This is a genomic window from Paraburkholderia sp. 32 (genome assembly GCF_050435345.1).
Classification (GTDB): Bacteria; Pseudomonadota; Gammaproteobacteria; order Burkholderiales; family Burkholderiaceae; genus Paraburkholderia; species Paraburkholderia tuberum.
In genome coordinates this window covers 804,330-818,091 of the sequence record NZ_JBNDKD010000003.1, presented here as the reverse complement: position 1 = coordinate 818,091, position 13,762 = coordinate 804,330, and the positions used below count along the sequence as shown (strand labels likewise).

The 13,762-nt window shown below is 64.7% G+C and carries 13 protein-coding genes; 8 read left to right on the top strand and 5 right to left on the bottom strand.

Going from position 1 to position 13,762, the window contains the following annotated elements:
- Nucleotides 1–64 precede the first annotated feature (64 nt).
- The 4 genes from puuE to OKW26_RS26450 all read left to right on the top strand — a co-directional run bounded on the left by puuE (nt 65) and on the right by OKW26_RS26450 (nt 3,120).
- The gene (gene puuE / locus OKW26_RS26465; RefSeq protein ID WP_429355692.1) at nt 65–1,015 is read left to right on the top strand and encodes an allantoinase PuuE; all 951 of its coding nucleotides are present in this window, start codon (nt 65–67) and stop codon (nt 1,013–1,015) included.
- Nucleotides 1,012–1,533 carry a 2-oxo-4-hydroxy-4-carboxy-5-ureidoimidazoline decarboxylase gene (uraD, locus tag OKW26_RS26460; protein ID WP_429355691.1) on the top strand — a complete coding sequence of 174 codons (522 nt, stop codon included), beginning with the start codon at nt 1,012–1,014 and terminating at the stop codon, nt 1,531–1,533. The genes puuE and uraD overlap by 4 nt, the downstream gene beginning before the upstream one ends.
- Nucleotides 1,534–1,600: 67 nt before the next feature.
- Nucleotides 1,601–2,611 carry an allantoicase gene (gene alc, locus OKW26_RS26455; protein ID WP_429355690.1) on the top strand — a complete coding sequence of 337 codons (1,011 nt, stop codon included), beginning with the start codon at nt 1,601–1,603 and terminating at the stop codon, nt 2,609–2,611.
- Nucleotides 2,608–3,120: an ureidoglycolate lyase gene (locus OKW26_RS26450; RefSeq protein ID WP_429334747.1), complete on the top strand. Its 513-nt coding sequence runs from the start codon at nt 2,608–2,610 to the stop codon at nt 3,118–3,120. The genes alc and OKW26_RS26450 overlap by 4 nt, the downstream gene beginning before the upstream one ends.
- 95 nt (nt 3,121–3,215) lie before the next feature.
- Here the strand turns inward: OKW26_RS26450 and OKW26_RS26445 are convergent, their stop codons facing one another.
- The 4 genes from OKW26_RS26445 to uraH all read right to left on the bottom strand — a co-directional run bounded on the left by OKW26_RS26445 (nt 3,216) and on the right by uraH (nt 6,790).
- Entirely contained in the window at nt 3,216–4,562 is a 1,347-nt protein-coding gene (locus OKW26_RS26445; protein WP_429355689.1) for a type II toxin-antitoxin system HipA family toxin, read from the bottom strand.
- Complete coding sequence (locus OKW26_RS26440; protein ID WP_184056811.1) at nt 4,559–4,825, bottom strand: helix-turn-helix domain-containing protein; 267 nt, start codon at nt 4,823–4,825, stop codon at nt 4,559–4,561. Before OKW26_RS26440 ends, OKW26_RS26445 begins: the two co-directional genes overlap by 4 nt.
- 248 nt (nt 4,826–5,073) lie before the next feature.
- Entirely contained in the window at nt 5,074–6,267 is a 1,194-nt protein-coding gene (locus tag OKW26_RS26435; protein WP_429355688.1) for a urate hydroxylase PuuD, read from the bottom strand.
- Between the two features lie 169 nt (nt 6,268–6,436).
- Nucleotides 6,437–6,790 carry a hydroxyisourate hydrolase gene (uraH, locus tag OKW26_RS26430; RefSeq protein WP_090800513.1) on the bottom strand — a complete coding sequence of 118 codons (354 nt, stop codon included), beginning with the start codon at nt 6,788–6,790 and terminating at the stop codon, nt 6,437–6,439.
- A 543-nt stretch (nt 6,791–7,333) separates the two neighbouring features.
- Between uraH and OKW26_RS26425 the strand changes: the two genes are divergently transcribed.
- Nucleotides 7,334–8,683: an 8-oxoguanine deaminase gene (locus OKW26_RS26425; protein ID WP_429357132.1), complete on the top strand. Its 1,350-nt coding sequence runs from the start codon at nt 7,334–7,336 to the stop codon at nt 8,681–8,683.
- 100 nt (nt 8,684–8,783) lie between these two features.
- On the opposite strand, the gene OKW26_RS26420 is transcribed toward OKW26_RS26425, so the two are convergent.
- Nucleotides 8,784–9,716, bottom strand: a complete 933-nt coding sequence (locus OKW26_RS26420) for a LysR substrate-binding domain-containing protein (RefSeq protein ID WP_187610505.1) — start codon at nt 9,714–9,716, stop codon at nt 8,784–8,786.
- A 231-nt stretch (nt 9,717–9,947) separates the two neighbouring features.
- Between OKW26_RS26420 and OKW26_RS26415 the strand changes: the two genes are divergently transcribed.
- From OKW26_RS26415 to OKW26_RS26405, 3 genes are all read left to right on the top strand, one after another.
- A complete protein-coding gene (locus OKW26_RS26415; RefSeq protein WP_429355687.1) occupies nt 9,948–11,546 on the top strand; it encodes an ABC transporter ATP-binding protein in 1,599 nt (532 codons plus the stop codon).
- A gap of 93 nt (nt 11,547–11,639) precedes the next feature.
- The gene (locus OKW26_RS26410) at nt 11,640–12,746 is read left to right on the top strand and encodes an ABC transporter permease (RefSeq protein ID WP_090805345.1); all 1,107 of its coding nucleotides are present in this window, start codon (nt 11,640–11,642) and stop codon (nt 12,744–12,746) included.
- Between the two features lie 39 nt (nt 12,747–12,785).
- The gene (locus OKW26_RS26405) at nt 12,786–13,715 is read left to right on the top strand and encodes an ABC transporter permease (RefSeq protein WP_090800507.1); all 930 of its coding nucleotides are present in this window, start codon (nt 12,786–12,788) and stop codon (nt 13,713–13,715) included.
- The last annotated feature ends 47 nt before the right edge of the window (nt 13,716–13,762 follow it).

Genomic DNA, 13,762 nt, shown 5'->3' with positions numbered 1-13,762 from the left:
GCCGAGGGGTTTCGAACCGCGTTCACGCGCATTCCTGGTCCCGTCACTACGCATCCGTCAAACCATGCCACTCGACCCGAACTACCCGCGCGATCTGATCGGCTACGGCCGCCACCCGGTGCATCCGAACTGGCCGGGGCGAGCGCGCCTTGCGGTGCAATTCGTCCTCAATTACGAAGAGGGCGGCGAAAACTGCGTGCTGCACGGCGATCCCGCTTCCGAGCAGTTCCTGTCGGAGATCGTGGGCGCGGCGGCGTATCCGGCGCGGCACATGAGCATGGAGTCGATCTACGAATACGGCTCGCGCGCGGGCGTATGGCGCATCCTGCGCGAATTCGAAAGGCGCGACCTGCCGCTGACGGTGTTCGGCGTCGGCATGGCGATCGAACGGCATCCAGAAGTTGCGCGGGCGTTCGTCGAACTCGGACATGAGATCGCGTGCCACGGCTATCGCTGGATTCACTATCAGGACATGTCGCCGGAGCAGGAAGCGCAGCACATGCGCCTCGGCATGGAGGCGATCGAGCGCGTGACCGGCGTGCGGCCGCTCGGCTGGTACACCGGCCGCGACAGTCCGAATACCCATCGGCTGGTCGCCGAATACGGCGGCTTCCTGTACGACTCCGATTACTACGGCGACGACCTGCCGTTCTGGATGGACGTCGAGGTGGCGGGCGGCAAGACCGTGCCGCAACTGATCGTGCCGTACACGCTCGACACCAACGACATGCGCTTCGCCACCCCGCAAGGCTTCAACACCGCGGACCACTTCTTCACCTACCTGCGCGACGCATTCGACGTGCTGTACGAAGAGGGCGACGAAGTGCCGAAGATGCTGTCGATCGGCATGCACTGCCGGCTGCTCGGGCGGCCGGGGCGTTTCCGGGCGCTGCAGCGCTTTCTCGATCACATCGAACAACACGATCGCGTATGGGTGTCGCGGCGCGTCGATATCGCCCGGCACTGGCACGAAACTCATCCTTACCAGCAAGACAACCGCGAGGCTGCGGCATGAAGGCGATGCAATACACCCTGGACCAACTCAACAGGATCTCGACCGACGCGTTCGTCGCGGCGCTGTCGGGCATCTTCGAGCACTCGCCGTGGGTCGCGGAGATTGCGGCGCGGGAGCGGCCGTTCGCGAGCATCGACGAGCTGCATCGCAGGATGTCGCAGATCGTCGAAACGTCTGGCGAGGACAAGCAGCTCGCGCTGATCAACGCGCACCCGGAGCTGGCCGGCAAGGCCGCGGTGCGCGGCGAGCTGACCGCCGAGTCGACGCGCGAGCAAAGCGGCGCGGGTCTCGCGCAATGCACGCAGGAAGAGTTCGACAAGCTGCATGCGCTCAATCAAGCGTATCGCGAGAAATTCGGTTTTCCGTTCATTCTCGCGGTGCGCGGCTACGACCGCCACGGCATCATCGCGAACTTCGAATCGCGCGTGAACAACAGCCGCGCCGACGAACTGCGCGCGAGCCTCGATCAGATCTATCGCATTGCACGTTTGCGGCTCGACGACCTGATCGGCGCGTGACGCGCACTGCGTCACGCAGCGAGCCGTAACGTTTTTCCCGCACCAATCGATCTCAAGGACGACAAAGATGGCACTTCCGATTCTCGACCCCAACGCACCGGAATTCACGCGCCGTTACGTGAACCTGGCGGACCCGCGTCTGGGCGCGCAGGCGCTCGAGGCCAGCGACGAATTCTTCGCGCCGAAGGACCGCATGCTGAATCCGGAACCGGCCGTCTTCATTCCGGGCAAGTACGACGACAACGGCAAGTGGATGGACGGCTGGGAAACGCGTCGCAAGCGCACGACCGGCTACGACTGGTGCATCGTCAAGCTCGCGCGGCCCGGCGTGATCAAGGGACTCGACCTCGACACGAGCCACTTCACCGGCAACTTCCCGCCGGCGGCGTCGGTGGAAGCGGCGCGCGTTGCGGATGGCGAGCCGAATCAGGCGACGCAATGGACCGAGCTCGTGCCGTCGACCACCTTGCAGGGCAATAGCCACCACTACCTCGAAGTCGGCGACGCGAGCGCGTACACGCATCTGCGCGTGAACATCTATCCGGACGGCGGCATCGCGCGTCTGCGTGTTTACGGTCAGCCGCAGGTTGACTGGGCCGGCGCGAGCCGCACCGAGCAGTTCGATCTCGCGGCGATGGAAAACGGCGCGTATCTGGTCGGCGCGAACAACCAGCACTTCGGCGCGGCCTCGACGCTGCTGATGCCGGGGCGCGGCGTGAATATGGGCGACGGCTGGGAAACGCGTCGTCGTCGCGAGCCGGGCAACGACTGGGCGATCATCGCGCTCGCGCAGCCGGGCGTGATCCGCAAGATCGAAGTCGACACCGCGCACTTCAAGGGCAATTATCCGGATCGCTGTTCGATCCAGGCCGCGTACGTGAAGGGCGGGACCGACAGCTCGCTCGTCACGCAGGCGATGTTCTGGCCGGTGCTGCTCGGCGAACAGAAACTGCAGATGGACGAGCAGCATTTCTTCGAGAGCGAGATCGCGGCGCTCGGGCCCGTTACGCATGTGCGCTTCAACATCTATCCGGACGGCGGCGTGTCGCGTCTGCGTCTGTGGGGTACGCTCGAATGAAAACGCTCGCCATCGAAGCGCTGACGAAAGCGGCGTTCGCCGCATTCGGCGACGTGATCGAACTCGAAGGCGCGAAGCAGATTCCGATCAACCTCGGCACGACGATCCGCTATCACGACCTCGCGAAAGTCGACGTGGCCGACGAGCACGGCCGCACGCTCGTCAATCTGTTTCGTGGCCAGCCGCGCACGCTGCCGTTCGAAGTGAAGATGCTCGAGCGTCATCCGCTTGGCAGCCAGGCGTTCGTGCCGCTCAACGACAAGCCGTATCTGGTCGTCGTCGCGCCCGCGGGCGAACTCGACACGAAGAAGATCCGCGCGTTCGTCACCACTGGCTGGCAGGGCGTCAACTACGCGAAAGGCGTGTGGCACCATCCGCTGATCGCATTGGGCGAGACGAGCGACTTTATCGTCGTCGATCGTGGCGGCGAGGGGCTCAATCTGAACGAGCAGGATCTGGCGGAGTCGCTGTGGCTCACGGAAGATGCGCTGAGCGCGGTGGCGGTTTGATGGCGATGCAGCTGCCGGGTCGCCGGCAGCGTTGTGGTTCGAAGAACAGGCCCGCGATGTGCGTTACGTCGTGGGCTTTTTTGCATGGATGGCGATCACTTGCGCCTGCCAAGCAGCGGCGAATGCCCAATGACTTCCCTTGACCGTTCGGGCGGCTCCGGCGCCGAAAATCCCGCTGCTTCGATGGCCGGCTTGAGCCCCCTGAATTGCAGGCTTTTCTTCGGCGAGCGCAGCGATGTCATGCCGTCGTCCCATGCATACAGCATCTGCTTGGCGAGCGCACGCCACTGCGGTTCGTTGCGCGCTGCTTCGATCAACTCGTGGCCGACGTCGACAGCGGAGTCGCACAGCGCTTCAACCATCTGCGCATATTGCCGCGGGGCGATGCCCATGCGCGTGTTGAAAAATCGTTCCAGCGTTTTACCGGCTGCCCAGGTTTTGCGGCCGTCGACAGGCAGCCCGGGCGGATTGGCTGCGAAGCGCGGATAAGCCTGGGTCGTCACGACATCGTAGACGGGCGTGAACGCAACGTCGTCGACCGAGGTATAGAACAGTGCGACGTTCTTGGTGTGGCAGTCCGCATTGCGCACGACGTAGTTCGTCAGCAAATGCCAGCCGAGCTGCTGGAGTTGCATCCGCATGGTGTCGCGATCGAGCAGATACGCTCTTGCCGCGTTGAGCATTTTCTCGCTCGTCGAATTGTATTTTTCGTGCGGTGGCAAGCCGAGCAGACCGCACAAGTCTTCGACGCCATACGCCGGCAGTCCCTGCGCGTCGACATCGAAGCGCTCGACGACGAGCGCCCTGCCATCGTCCGACATCCGCGTGCGCGCAACGTGCGCCACCCCCAGCCGCTCCAGCACCCGCATCGAATGGAACTCGTTGAAACCGAGAAAGGGCGTGTTGTCGTCCGAACCTTTGACGATGTGACGGCTCGTTCGAATCGTCGGCTTACCGAGCTGCAACGGTGTCGATGCGGCAGACTGCGCCTGCGGCGCGATGAACTTCGGCACGACGCCCGAAATGGCCGCTCGCGCGTATTCACGTACGAGTTGCGCGAAATGGTCGGCGGTGTTGTCGCCGTGCAGGATGTGCTGGACGTCGAGCGCCTGGAGTTCGGCGCCCGGCGCCACGCCTTCGGGCGTCACGGTGACCCGGCCGATCCCCATCGAGCCCACGACGGCGAGCAGTGACAGGTCGGTTCCGTCGAGCAAGGGCCCGAATTGCTCGCGGATCAGATTCAGCAGATAGCCTTCGGGCAGGTTCTGCCGGAAAAACGGATGCAGGTCGCGTGGCCAGCGCCAAGGCTCTTCGCGCACGGGCATCGTCAGGCTGACGAAGTCGGCCGCGCTCGCATCGCCGTGATATTTGAGGACATAGTCGTCGCGCTCGCGAAACAGCGTGGCAACGTTCTTGCCTAGCACCTGAACGTCGAGCTTCATGGCTGCGCGTCCGGGTTGCGCTGTTCAGCGAGGATGTCTTCCAGCGTGCGGCCATGTCCATGCGCGACGAACTTGAGGTCGTAACCGGCAGCCTCGAGCAGGCGCACGAGCACGGACACGCTCATATCGTTCCTGGCGAGCGTTTCCATCCGCGCGACGGTCGTGCGGGCCACGCCCGCGCGGCGCCCAAGTTCTTCCTGCGATAGTTTGCTGTCGCGTCGCACGGCTTTCAGCATGTCCGAGACATCGGCGAGGTTGGTCATTTGTAGCCTCAGGGCGTCAAATTCAGCGTATTTGGCATTTATTGTAGCCCAAGAGACACAACAGGGTTGCTCGTATTTGTGTCTGCAAGGCTACATTTTATGTATTTTTGCCGATTTTTGTAGCCCGAGGGCGACAGATTCCGCACGTCACCTTCCCAAACAACAACGGGCTTGCCGCTCTCGCGACAAGCCCGCTTCGCACTCCAGCCTCTGCCTCGGCACCGGCTCCGTGATCCGGACAGAGGTCCTTACTTCGCCGCGCCACCTTCGAACCACGCGGCAATCTTCATCCGCTCCTCGTCGGTCATATGCGTGACGTTGCCGAGCGGCATCGCCTTCAACGTGACCGCCTGCTGGTAAATGCGCTGCGCGTTCTGCGAAATTTCGTCGGGCGTATCCATCAGCACGCCGGCGGGCGCGCTGCCCATCATCGTCGGATGCGCGGAGTGGCAGGCCACGCAGCGCTGCTGCAGCACCGGCGCGATGTCGGCGACCTTCAGCGTCGGCGCGTTGGCGGCCTGCGCCTGCGGCACCACCGGACGCGGCATGGTCCACACGAGCGCCGTGCACATCAGCGCGACGCCGACGATCGGCAGATACCACAACACCTGGCCGCGATGGCGCATCACGAAGAACTGACGGATCAGCGCGCCGGCCAGCATGATGACGACGAGCACCGCCCAGTTGTACGGATGCGTGTAGGTCATCGCGTAGTGGTTCGACAGCATCGCGAACACGACCGGCAGCGTGAAATACGTGTTGTGCACCGAGCGCTGCTTGCCGCGCTTACCGTAGATCGGGTTCGGCGTGTCGCCCTTCAGCATCGCGTCGACCATCTTGCGCTGGCCCGGAATGATCACGAAGAACACGTTGGCCGACATGATCGTCGCGAGCATCGCGCCCATGATCAGATACGCTGCGCGGCCCGCGAAGATATGGCAGGCGAGATACGCCGCGATCAGCACATAAACGCCGACGCAGATGCCGAGAAGTTTGTCGCGTGTGCCGAGAATGCGGCACAGCGAGTCGTAGACGATCCAGCCGGCCGCGAGGAAGCCGATCGCCGAGGCGACGGCGACCACCGGCCCCATGTCGAGCACGTTCCTGTCGATCAGGTAGGTGCTCGGCGAGAACAGATACAGCACGGTAAAGAGACCGAAGCCCGACAGCCACGTCGTGTACGACGGCCATTTCGACCAGTGCAGGTCTTCGGGCATTTCGGGCGGCGCGACCGTGTACTTCTGCATGTTGTAGAAGCCGCCGCCGTGCACGTGCCACAGCTCGCCGAACACGCCGCGACGGCGCTGGTTCGGATCGGTCGGCGGCTTCAGGCTGTTGTCGAGCGCGACGAAATAGAACGATTCGCCGATCCATGCAATGGCGGCGACGACGTGGAACCAGCGAATCGCGAGGTTCAACCAGTCGGTGATAAAGCCTTCCATGAAACTCCTCCACTTCTGATTCGTTGCGCGCGCGATGACGTTCGACCTCGCCGGTCATCGCGCCGACTGCGGATAGAAGACGCAGCGCGGGTTGTTATGGGTATCGCGGGGCGTTGTGCCTGTCCAGGTCTATTCGTGCCGGTTCGGACGCGGCTCGCATCCAGCAGGGCTAGCTGCCCCGATACGTGCTGTACGAAAACGGCGACACCAGCAGCGGCACGTGATAGTGCGCGTCGGCATCGGCGACGCCGAAGCGCAGCACGACGCGATCGACGAAGCGTGGTTCCGGCACCTTCGTGCCGAGCGACGCGAAGTAGTCGCCCGCGCCGAACACGAGCTCGTACTCGCCCGCGACGAGCGCGTCGCCTTCGAGCAGCGGCTCGTCGCAGCGGCCGTCGTGATTGGTGAGCGTGGTTTTGAGCGCGCGGCGCGTGTCGCCCGCGAGCGCGAAGAGTTCGACCTTGATGCCTGCGCCGGGACGGCCGTTCGCGGTGTCGAGCACGTGGGTAGTGAGCTTGCCCATTCGCAATTGTCCTTGTGTGAATGCGAGGTGTCGGCGGCGGCCCGATCCATTACGTTTGCGGCGGATCGAGGCTCCACGTCAGTGGCTACATACCCGTCGGCGAATCGAAGCGAGCGCCGTGGCAGCCATTGTAGAAAGGATGCTCTGTCCCGAGCGCGAGCGATAGGAAAGATAATAGTTCGCGCATGATGGACAGCCAGACGAAAGCCGCGCCGGCTCATCGGCCGATCGTACCGGCGCCAAAAATGCACCACTATATTGGCGGTGTGAAGTTGGGTATCGCAACCGCGCGGGTTGTCAGCGGGATTTTGGCTACCGAAGGTAAGCGCTGTGCGGCGCGACACACCCGTGCAAAGGCAGGCCTTTGGCACGGACAACCCCGAAGACGGCGACTCACGCTGGGTAACCGGGCAAATGGCGTTCAACGGAACGCGACGGCACGGTGGCGTGCCGCCGCATCGCGTTCGAACGGCTTTGCATGCAGGCAATCAGGCGGACAGACGAATGACGATGAATGAAGCACTGAAACAACCCGGTAAAACGATGCTCGTGAAGCACGCGGACGTGCTGCTCACGATGGATGACGAGCGGCGCGAACTGCGCGACGCCGGGCTGTATATCGAGGACAACCGGATCGTCGCGGTCGGACCGACCGCGCAACTGCCGCAATCGGCCGACGAGGTACTCGACCTGCACGGCCATCTCGTGATTCCGGGCCTCGTCAACACGCATCACCACATGTACCAGAGCCTCACGCGCGCGATTCCCGCCGCGCAGAACGCCGAGTTGTTCGGCTGGCTCACGAACCTGTACAAGGTGTGGGCGAACCTCACGCCTGACATGATCGAAGTATCGACGCTGACCGCGATGGCCGAGCTGCTGCTGTCGGGCTGCACGACGTCGAGCGACCATTTGTACATCTATCCGAACGGCAGCCGTCTCGACGACAGCATCGCGGCCGCGCGCCGAATCGGCATGCGCTTTCATGCGGCGCGCGGCAGCATGAGCGTGGGACGCAAGGACGGCGGCCTGCCGCCCGATTCGGTGGTCGAGCGCGAAGCGGACATCCTGAAGGACACGCAGCGTCTGATCGAGACGTATCACGACGATGGGCGCTACTCCATGCTGCGCGTCGTCGTGGCGCCGTGCTCGCCGTTTTCGGTGAGCCGCGACCTGATGCGCGAATCGGCGGCGCTCGCGCGCCAGTACGGCGTGTCGCTGCATACGCATCTGGCGGAGAACCTCAACGACGTCGAGTACAGCCGCGAGAAGTTCGGCATGACGCCGGCCGAGTATGCGCACGATCTCGGCTGGGTCGGTCATGACGTATGGCATGCGCACTGCGTGCAACTCGACGACGCGGGCATCGCGCTGTTCGCGCGCACCGGCACCGGCGTCGCGCACTGTCCGTGCTCGAACATGCGGCTCGCGTCGGGCATCGCGCCGGTCAAGCGCATGCGGCTCGCGGGCGTGCCGGTCGGGCTCGGCGTCGACGGCTCGGCGTCGAACGACGGTGCGCAGATGGTCGCCGAAGTGCGCCAGGCGCTGTTGCTGCAGCGCGTCGGTTTTGGGCCCGATGCGATGACCGCGCGCGAGGCGCTCGAAATCGCGACCCTGGGTGGTGCGCGCGTGCTCAATCGCGACGACATCGGCGCGCTCGCGCCCGGCATGGCCGCGGATTTCGTCGCGTTCGATCTGCGTGAGCCGCATTTTGCCGGCGCGCTGCACGATCCGGTGGCGGCGCTGGTATTCTGCGCGCCGTCGCAGGTCAGCTATAGCGTGATCGACGGCAAGGTGGTGGTGAAGAATGGGCAGTTGGCGACGCTCGAACTCGGGCCGGTGATCGAGCGGCATAACGCGCTCGCGCGGCAGCTTTACGAGGCGGCCGCTTGAGCTCGAGCGGAACGGGCGGCACTCGCGCCGCGCCGCGCGCAAGCCGCGAGTCGCTGATCCGTGAGCGGCGGCGCCAGTGCGAACGGCGCCGCATGCGGCGTCAGGACTTGTCGATCAACGTCCGGGTCGCCTCGCCAACCACGCCGCGCAGCCAGCGCACTTCGTCGGAGTAATGCACGCGCTCGTGCCACAGCTGGTAGTACTGCATCGGCGGAAAGTCGAGCGGCGCGGCCACCACGGTCAGCGGCAGGAACTTCGCGTAGTAGTCGGCAAAGAGGCGCGTCGTCGTGAAGATCAGATCGGATTTGATCAGCACGTACGGCGCGAGATTGAAGTAGGGCAACGTGACGACCACATGGCGCTTGAGCCGCTCGCGCGCGAGATGCACGTCGATCGCGCCGCGCTGGCCGACCGAATACGGCGTCGGCGCGAGATGTGGCGCGTTCAGGTACTGGTCGAGCGTGAGCCCGCCGCGTTTGGCGAACGGATGCGTGTTGCTCATCAGGCACACGATCTGATCGACGAACAGGTTCGACAGATGCAACTGCTCGGGCGGCTCCGGCCAGTTGCCGACCACGATGTCGAGCTTGCCGTCCTCGAGCGCGAGTTCGTAGTCGAACGCGGGGCCGAGCGAATGGAATTCGAGCGTCGCGTTCGGTGCGGCCTTGCGGAAACGTTCGACGACCGTCGGCACGAACAGCACGTTCAGGTAGTCGGGACAGCCGATCCGGTAGCAGCGGATCGACGTGGCCGGATCGAAGTTGTGCTGCTGGAACTTGATGCGCTCGATTTCGCGCAGCGCGTTCTGCACCGGTTCGAGCAGGCGCAGACCGTACTCGGTCGGCACCATGCCGGACTTGCCGCGCACCAGCAGCGGGTCGCCGGTGATGTCGCGCAGACGGCGCAGCGCCGCGCTGATGGCGGGTTGGGACTGGTTCAGTTTGACGGCGGCGCGGGTGACGCTGCGCTCCATCAGTAGCGTGTGCAACACGCGCAGCAGGTACGTGTCGATCGCCTCGCGTTGCTGGCTCATGGATTCTCCGAATATATGTGCAGGCTGATCGAACGAACGTGGGGGTATATGCGTTTTAATATGGACGAAAAACGGCGTCAAGGGCGATATACCCGCAGAGCTTGTAGCGGCGGGGGTTTGCGGGAATTTTGTCAACTCGACTGAGTGGGGCGAATTAGGTATTGTCATCCGGTTGTGGTGACGGATCGCCCGCCGGCGGCAAGCAGCGTCACGAACGCACTACGGAATCTCATGAGCGACACTCCACTTAGCGACGGCGCGCAACTCACCGGCCAGGCGGTGCCTCGGCTCGCGCTGACGGGCATCACGAAGCAGTACCCGGCCGTGCGCGCCAACGACGACGTCACGCTCGTCGTCGCGCCCGGCGAAATCCACGCGGTGCTCGGCGAGAACGGCGCGGGCAAGAGCACGCTGATGAAGATCATCTACGGCGCCGTGCGACCCGACGCCGGCGAGATCCGTTGGGAAGGCGAGACGGTCGAGATCGCGAGTCCGGCGGCCGCCCGCAAGCTCGGCGTCGGCATGGTGTTCCAGCACTTCTCGCTGTTCGAGACGCTGACGGTCGGCGAAAACATCGCGCTCGCGCTCGACGAACCGTTCGATCTGAAGACGTTGGCCAAACGCATTCGCGAGGTGTCGGCCGACTACGGGCTCGACATCGATCCGCAGCGGCATGTCCACAGCCTCACCGTCGGTGAGCGGCAGCGTGTCGAAATCGTGCGCTGCCTGCTGCAGAATCCGCGTCTGTTGATCATGGACGAACCGACCTCGGTGCTGACGCCGCAGGCGGTCCGCAAGCTCTTCACGACCCTGCGCCGGCTCGCGGCCGAGGGCTGCAGCATCCTCTACATCAGCCACAAGCTCGACGAAATCCAGGAGTTGTGCGACACCGCGACGGTGATGCGCGGCGGTCGCGTGACCGGCCATGTGACGCCGAAGAACGAGACGCATGCATCGCTCGCGCAGTTGATGGTCGGCCACTCGCTGCCGGACTACACGCGGCGCGAGCACAAGCCGGGCGCGGTGCTGCTCGACGTCAGGCAGTTGTCGGTCGCGAGCGACGATCCGTTCGGCACCTCGTTGCGCGACGTGTCGTTCAGCGTGCATGCGGGCGAGATCTTCGGCATTGCCGGTGTGTCGGGCAACGGGCAGGCGGAACTGCTCGCGGCGTTGTCCGGCGAGAAGCGCGTTGAAAAACGCAGCCTGCCGGCCGACGCGATCACGATCTGCGGCAAACCGGCCGCGCGCCTCGGCGCGGGCGCTCGGCGCGCGCTCGGCTTCGGCTTCGTGCCCGAAGAGCGGCTCGGCCGCGGCGCGGTGCCGGCGATGAGCCTTGCCGACAACGCGCTGCTCACCGCGCATCGGCAGAGCATGGTCAACTCGGGCTGGATCAAAACGGCTGTGATGCGCGCATTCGCGAAGCGCTGCATCGACGCGTTCGACGTGCGCTGCGGCGGCCCCGACGCGCTCGCGCAAAGTCTGTCGGGCGGCAATCTGCAGAAATACATCATGGGCCGCGAGATTTTGCAGGCGCCGAAGGTGCTCGTGGTCGCGCAGCCGACTTGGGGCGTCGACGTCGGCGCGTCGGCGTTCATCCGTCAGCAACTGCTCGATCTGTCGGCGCGCGGCGTTGCGATTCTGGTGATCTCGGAGGAACTGGAAGAGCTGTTCGATATCTGCGATCGCATCGCGGTGCTCGCGGGTGGGCGGCTTTCGCCGGTGCGCGCGACCGGTGCGACCAACGCCGAGGAAATCGGCCGCTGGATGGCGGGGCTGTTCGGCGACCGCGAGGGCGCGGCGCCCGCGGCGGATCAACCGGCGCATGCATGAGGCGAGGCGTTGCCCGCCGGCCACGCCAGGACGCTAACCACGCACGCGAATGCGGACCCTGAAGAACAGAACCCGAACAAATACACGCTACCCATGATGCTTCCCTATCGACTCGAAGCCCGCACGTCGCCGTCGCGCACGATGCAGCTCGCCGTGCCGCTGATCGCCGCGTTGCTGACGCTTGCGATCGGCTTCCTGATCTTCGGCCTCGTCGGCCGCGACCCGTTGCAGGCGATGCACGGGTTTTTCATCGAGCCGCTGTCGAGCATCAACGGCTGGTCGGAGCTGCTGCTGAAGGCGTCGCCGTTGTGCCTGATCGGCCTCGGTCTCGCGATCGGCTATCGCGCGAACGTGTGGAACATCGGCGCCGAAGGGCAGATGCTGCTCGGCGGCATCGCGGCGAGCGGCGTCGCGATCTATTTCGATCAGGCGAGCGGCTGGTGGATCCTGCCGACCATGATGGCGGCCGGCATCCTCGGCGGCATGGCGTGGGCCGCGATTCCCGCGTTTCTGAAGAGCCGCTTCAATACCAACGAGATTCTCGTGAGCCTGATGCTCACGTACGTCGCGACGCAACTGCTGATCTATCTCGTGAGCGGCCCGTGGCGCGATCCGCAGGGCATGAACTTCCCGCTGTCGGAGATGTTCAGCGGCGACGCGCTGTTTCCGACGCTGTATGGCGACTGGCACTGGAAATTTCTGCGTGGCACGCGCCTGAACGCGTCCGTGTTCCTCACGCTAATCGCGATTCCGCTCGTCTGGCTGTTCATGCGCAAGAGCTTCGCGGGCTACCGGATGAACGTCGGCGGACTTGCGCCGCTCGCCGCGCGTTACGCCGGTTTCTCCGACAAGAAGACGATCTGGACGTCGCTGCTGATTAGCGGCGGCCTCGCGGGCCTCGCCGGTATGGGCGAAATTGCCGGTCCGATCGGCCAGTTGCAGGCGACGTGGTCGCCGGGCTACGGCTTCACCGCGATCATCGTCGTGTTCGTCGGCAGGCTGCATCCGCTCGGCATCGTGCTCGCCAGTCTGCTGATGGCGTTGCTGTATCTCGGCGGCGAAGCGGTGCAGACCTCGATGCAATTGCCGCAGGCGCTCTCGGGCGTGTTCCAGGGGCTGCTGCTGTTCTGCCTGCTCGGCGCCGACCTGTTCGTGAACTACCGCGTGCGGCGCCGCTCGGCCGCAGCAGTGGCTCGTTAAGTTTGCCAATCAGCTCGCCAATCCGCTTTCAGACTCGATATGGATATCCAGCAAGCCAGCGCGCTCACGTCGAGCGCGATCACCGCGTCGATCCCGCTGATGTTCGCGGGCGCCGGCGAACTCGTCGCCGAAAAATCGGGCGTACTCAATCTTGGCGTGGAAGGGATGATGCTGATGGGCGCCGTCAGCGGCTACGCGGTCACGTCGATCACCGGCAGCCCGTGGCTCGGCGTGCTCGCCGCGATCGGCGCCGGTCTCGCGATGTCGCTGCTGTTCGCGTTCCTCACGCTGACGATGCTCGCCAACCAGGTCGCGACCGGCCTGTCGCTGACGATCTTCGGCATCGGGCTGTCCGCGTACGTCGGCAAGCCGTACACGTCGGCGGCGGTGCGCGCGACGATCGATACGTGGACGATCCCCGGCCTGTCGAACATCCCGGTGCTCGGCCCCGCGCTGTTTACCCTTACGCCGCTCGATTACCTCGCGTTCCTGATGTTCGCCGCGATCGGCTGGTTCCTCTATCGCACGCGCGCGGGACTCGTGCTGCGCTCGGTCGGCGAATCGCCGCAGGTCGCGCATTCGGTCGGCTTTCCGGTGGTCGGCGTGCGCTATGGGGCGGTCGCGTTCGGCGGCGGCATGGCGGGGCTCGCGGGCGGCTACTATTCGATCGTCAATCTGCACCTGTGGCAGGAGAACCTGACCTCGGGCCGCGGCTGGATCGCGCTCGCGCTCGTGGTGTTCGCGACGTGGCGCCCTGGGCGACTGCTGATCGGCTCGCTGCTGTTCGGCGCGGTGACGGGGCTGCAGTTCTATGCGCAGGCGATCGGTGTGCCGGTGCCGACGCAGTTCCTCGCGATGCTGCCGTACGTCGCGACGATCGTCGTGCTCGCGCTGATCTCGCGCAATCCGAACACGATTCGCCTGAATGCACCCGCGTCGCTCGGCAAGCCGTTTTTCTCGGCGGGCTGACGGCGACACAGGTCCTTTATCGATCCGCTCAAACTATTCGCTCATCA